Source organism: Streptococcus peroris ATCC 700780, assembly GCF_000187585.1.
Classification (GTDB): domain Bacteria; phylum Bacillota; class Bacilli; order Lactobacillales; family Streptococcaceae; genus Streptococcus; species Streptococcus peroris.
Genome location: NZ_GL732464.1, coordinates 1 through 5,258 on the forward strand (window position 1 = coordinate 1; position 5,258 = coordinate 5,258).

Annotated in this window: 2 tRNA genes and 3 rRNA genes; all 5 read right to left on the minus strand. The window is 49.5% G+C overall.

The features are described from left to right. Position 1: 1 nt before the first annotated feature. The 5 genes from rrf to HMPREF9180_RS09925 all read right to left on the minus strand — a co-directional run bounded on the left by rrf (position 2) and on the right by HMPREF9180_RS09925 (position 5,201). A 5S ribosomal RNA gene (rrf, locus tag HMPREF9180_RS09905) occupies positions 2-117 on the minus strand. Between the two features lie 76 nt (positions 118-193). Continuing rightward, positions 194-3,094: ribosomal RNA gene (locus HMPREF9180_RS09910) — 23S ribosomal RNA — on the minus strand. A 125-nt stretch (positions 3,095-3,219) separates the two neighbouring features. Next, positions 3,220-3,292 (minus strand) — tRNA-Ala (locus HMPREF9180_RS09915). Between the two features lie 53 nt (positions 3,293-3,345). Further along, positions 3,346-4,891 (minus strand): 16S ribosomal RNA (locus tag HMPREF9180_RS09920). Together the 16S, 23S and 5S rRNA genes with 2 tRNA genes alongside form the textbook arrangement of a ribosomal RNA operon. Positions 4,892-5,129: 238 nt before the next feature. Beyond that, a tRNA-Glu gene (locus HMPREF9180_RS09925) sits at positions 5,130-5,201 on the minus strand. Between the last annotated feature and the right edge of the window lie 57 nt (positions 5,202-5,258).

Sequence of the window (5,258 nt, forward strand, 5' to 3'; positions counted from 1 at the left end):
AGCTAAGCGACTTCCATATCTCACAGGGGGCAACCCCCAACTACTTCCGGCGTTCTAGGGCTTAACTTCTGTGTTCGGCATGGGTACAGGTGTATCTCCTAGGCTATCGTCACTTAACTCTGAGTCATACAAACTCAAAATTGAATATCTATTCAAATCCCAAGAAAACCTTCGCTTCGTATTCTCAGTTACTTTGGATAAGTCCTCGAGCTATTAGTATTAGTCCGCTCCATTGCTCACACAACTTCCACTTCTAACCTATCTACCTGATCATCTCTCAGGGCTCTTACTGATATAAAATCATGGGAAATCTCATCTTGAGGTGGGTTTCACACTTAGATGCTTTCAGCGTTTATCCCTTCCCTACATAGCTACCCAGCGATGCCTTTGGCAAGACAACTGGTACACCAGCGGTAAGTCCACTCTGGTCCTCTCGTACTAGGAGCAGATCCTCTCAAATTTCCTACGCCCGCGACGGATAGGGACCGAACTGTCTCACGACGTTCTGAACCCAGCTCGCGTGCCGCTTTAATGGGCGAACAGCCCAACCCTTGGGACCGACTACAGCCCCAGGATGCGACGAGCCGACATCGAGGTGCCAAACCTCCCCGTCGATGTGAACTCTTGGGGGAGATAAGCCTGTTATCCCCAGGGTAGCTTTTATCCGTTGAGCGATGGCCCTTCCATGCGGAACCACCGGATCACTAAGCCCGACTTTCGTCCCTGCTCGAGTTGTAGCTCTCGCAGTCAAGCTCCCTTATACCTTTACACTCTGCGAATGATTTCCAACCATTCTGAGGGAACCTTTGGGCGCCTCCGTTACCTTTTAGGAGGCGACCGCCCCAGTCAAACTGCCCGTCAGACACTGTCTCCGATAGGGATCACCTATCCGGGTTAGAGTGGCCATAACACAAGGGTAGTATCCCAACAACGTCTCCTTCGAAACTGGCGTCCCGATCTCATAGACTCCTACCTATCCTGTACATGTGGTACAGACACTCAATATCAAACTGCAGTAAAGCTCCATGGGGTCTTTCCGTCCTGTCGCGGGTAACCTGCATCTTCACAGGTACTAAAATTTCACCGAGTCTCTCGTTGAGACAGTGCCCAAATCATTACGCCTTTCGTGCGGGTCGGAACTTACCCGACAAGGAATTTCGCTACCTTAGGACCGTTATAGTTACGGCCGCCGTTTACTGGGGCTTCAATTCATACCTTCGAGTTACCTCTAAGCACTCCTCTTAACCTTCCAGCACCGGGCAGGCGTCACCCCCTATACATCATCTTACGATTTAGCAGAGAGCTGTGTTTTTGATAAACAGTTGCTTGGGCCTATTCACTGCGGCTGACTGAAAGTCAGCACCCCTTCTCCCGAAGTTACGGGGTCATTTTGCCGAGTTCCTTAACGAGAGTTCTCTCGCTCACCTGAGGCTACTCGCCTCGACTACCTGTGTCGGTTTGCGGTACGGGTAGAGTATGTTTAACGCTAGAAGCTTTTCTTGGCAGTGTGACATCACTAACTTCGCTACTAAACTTCGCTCCCCATCACAGCTCAATGTTATAGAATTAAGCATTTGACTCAATTCACACCTCACTGCTTAGACAGACACTTCCAATCGTCTGCTTTAGTTAGCCTACTGCGTCCCTCCATCACTACATACTCTAGTACAGGAATATCAACCTGTTGTCCATCGGATACACCTTTCGGTCTCTCCTTAGGTCCCGACTAACCCAGGGCGGACGAGCCTTCCCCTGGAAACCTTAGTCTTACGGTGGACAGGATTCTCACCTGTCTTTCGCTACTCATACCGGCATTCTCACTTCTATGCGTTCCAGCGCTCCTCACGGTACACCTTCTCCACACATAGAACGCTCTCCTACCATACCATAAAGGTATCCACAGCTTCGGTAAATTGTTTTAGCCCCGGTACATTTTCGGCGCAGGGTCACTCGACTAGTGAGCTATTACGCACTCTTTGAATGAATAGCTGCTTCTAAGCTAACATCCTAGTTGTCTGTGCAACCCCACATCCTTTTCCACTTAACAATTATTTTGGGACCTTAGCTGGTGGTCTGGGCTGTTTCCCTTTCGACTACGGATCTTAGCACTCGCAGTCTGACTGCCGACCATAATTCTTTGGCATTCGGAGTTTATCTGAGATTGGTAATCCGGGATGGACCCCTCACCCAAACAGTGCTCTACCTCCAAGAATCTTGATGTCGACGCTAGCCCTAAAGCTATTTCGGAGAGAACCAGCTATCTCCAAGTTCGTTTGGAATTTCTCCGCTACCCACAAGTCATCCAAGCACTTTTCAACGTGCCCTGGTTCGGTCCTCCAGTGCGTCTTACCGCACCTTCAACCTGCTCATGGGTAGGTCACATGGTTTCGGGTCTACGACATAATACTAAAGCGCCCTATTCAGACTCGGTTTCCCTACGGCTCCGTCTCTTCAACTTAACCTCGCATCATATCGTAACTCGCCGGTTCATTCTACAAAAGGCACGCTCTCACCCATGAACGGGCTCGAACTTGTTGTAGGCACACGGTTTCAGGTTCTATTTCACTCCCCTCCCGGGGTGCTTTTCACCTTTCCCTCACGGTACTGGTTCACTATCGGTCACTAGGGAGTATTTAGGGTTGGGAGATGGTCCTCCCAGATTCCGACGGGATTTCTCGTGTCCCGCCGTACTCAGGATACTGCTAGGTACAAAGACTATTTTAAATACGAGGCTCTCACTCTCTTTGGCTGACCTTCCCATGCCATTCTTCTATAATCTTTGTGTCCACATTGCAGTCCTACAACCCCGAAGAGTAAACTCTTCGGTTTGCCCTCCTGCCGTTTCGCTCGCCGCTACTAAGGCAATCGCTTTTGCTTTCTCTTCCTGCAGCTACTTAGATGTTTCAGTTCACTGCGTCTTCCTCCTCATATCCTTAACAGATATGGGTAACAGGTAGTACCTGTTGGGTTCCCCCATTCGGAAATCCCTGGATCATCGCTTACTTACAGCTACCCAAGGCATATCGTCGTTTGTCACGTCCTTCTTCGGCTCCTAGTGCCAAGGCATCCACCGTGCGCCCTTATTAACTTAACCTTACTTTTTTGACCTTTCAGTCATAAACTCTTATTAATACTACAGCGTTTTCGGTTTATTTTCTTGTTACTATTTGATATAGATATTCAATTTTCAATGTGCATGACTTGGTGATCTCTCACCAATGGAGCCTAGCGGGATCGAACCGCTGACCTCCTGCGTGCAAAGCAGGCGCTCTCCCAGCTGAGCTAAGGCCCCACAAGACCTCTCAAGACTAAACAAGACCAACGTACAGGGTTCCTTATCCTTAGAAAGGAGGTGATCCAGCCGCACCTTCCGATACGGCTACCTTGTTACGACTTCACCCCAATCATCTATCCCACCTTAGGCGGCTGGCTCCAAATGGTTACCTCACCGACTTCGGGTGTTACAAACTCTCGTGGTGTGACGGGCGGTGTGTACAAGGCCCGGGAACGTATTCACCGCGGCGTGCTGATCCGCGATTACTAGCGATTCCGACTTCATGTAGGCGAGTTGCAGCCTACAATCCGAACTGAGACTGGCTTTAAGAGATTAGCTTGCCGTCACCGACTCGCGACTCGTTGTACCAGCCATTGTAGCACGTGTGTAGCCCAGGTCATAAGGGGCATGATGATTTGACGTCATCCCCACCTTCCTCCGGTTTATTACCGGCAGTCTCGCTAGAGTGCCCAACTGAATGATGGCAACTAACAATAGGGGTTGCGCTCGTTGCGGGACTTAACCCAACATCTCACGACACGAGCTGACGACAACCATGCACCACCTGTCACCGATGTACCGAAGTAACTTCCTATCTCTAGAAATGGCATCGGGATGTCAAGACCTGGTAAGGTTCTTCGCGTTGCTTCGAATTAAACCACATGCTCCACCGCTTGTGCGGGCCCCCGTCAATTCCTTTGAGTTTCAACCTTGCGGTCGTACTCCCCAGGCGGAGTGCTTAATGCGTTAGCTGCGGCACTAAACCCCGGAAAGGGTCTAACACCTAGCACTCATCGTTTACGGCGTGGACTACCAGGGTATCTAATCCTGTTTGCTCCCCACGCTTTCGAGCCTCAGCGTCAGTTACAAGCCAGAGAGCCGCTTTCGCCACCGGTGTTCCTCCATATATCTACGCATTTCACCGCTACACATGGAATTCCACTCTCCCCTCTTGCACTCAAGTTAAACAGTTTCCAAAGCGTACTATGGTTAAGCCACAGCCTTTAACTTCAGACTTATCTAACCGCCTGCGCTCGCTTTACGCCCAATAAATCCGGATAACGCTCGGGACCTACGTATTACCGCGGCTGCTGGCACGTAGTTAGCCGTCCCTTTCTGGTAAGATACCGTCACAGCGTGAACTTTCCACTCTCACACTCGTTCTTCTCTTACAACAGAGCTTTACGATCCGAAAACCTTCTTCACTCACGCGGCGTTGCTCGGTCAGGGTTGCCCCCATTGCCGAAGATTCCCTACTGCTGCCTCCCGTAGGAGTCTGGGCCGTGTCTCAGTCCCAGTGTGGCCGATCACCCTCTCAGGTCGGCTATGTATCGTCGCCTTGGTGAGCCGTTACCTCACCAACTAGCTAATACAACGCAGGTCCATCTGGTAGTGGTGCAATTGCACCTTTTAAACAGCTGTCATGCAACAACTGCTCTTATGCGGTATTAGCTATCGTTTCCAATAGTTATCCCCCGCTACCAGGCAGGTTACCTACGCGTTACTCACCCGTTCGCAACTCATCCAGAGAAGCAAGCTCCTCCTTCAGCGTTCTACTTGCATGTATTAGGCACGCCGCCAGCGTTCATCCTGAGCCAGGATCAAACTCTCATTAAAATAATGGTTTGTCTTAAACTCATTCTGTCACTGACAGATTTATTGTTTTTTTCATTGTTCAGTACTATAACTTCCGTTATAGTGCCCTGCACATTGGTTCGTCTTGTTCAGTTTTCAAAGGTCTTTGCCTCTCATTCTACCTTGAGCGACAACTATATTAGTATATCACAGTCACTTTCCTCTGTCAACAGGTTTTTTTAACTTTTTTATTCCCATTAACTTAACCGCAATACACTCATAGTCCGTACGGGATTCGAACCCGTGTTACCGCCGTGAAAAGGCGGTGTCTTAACCCCTTGACCAACGGACCTTGAGCTTTTAGACTCTTTCTATTATACCCACTTTTAGAATCTTGTCAACTGGTTTT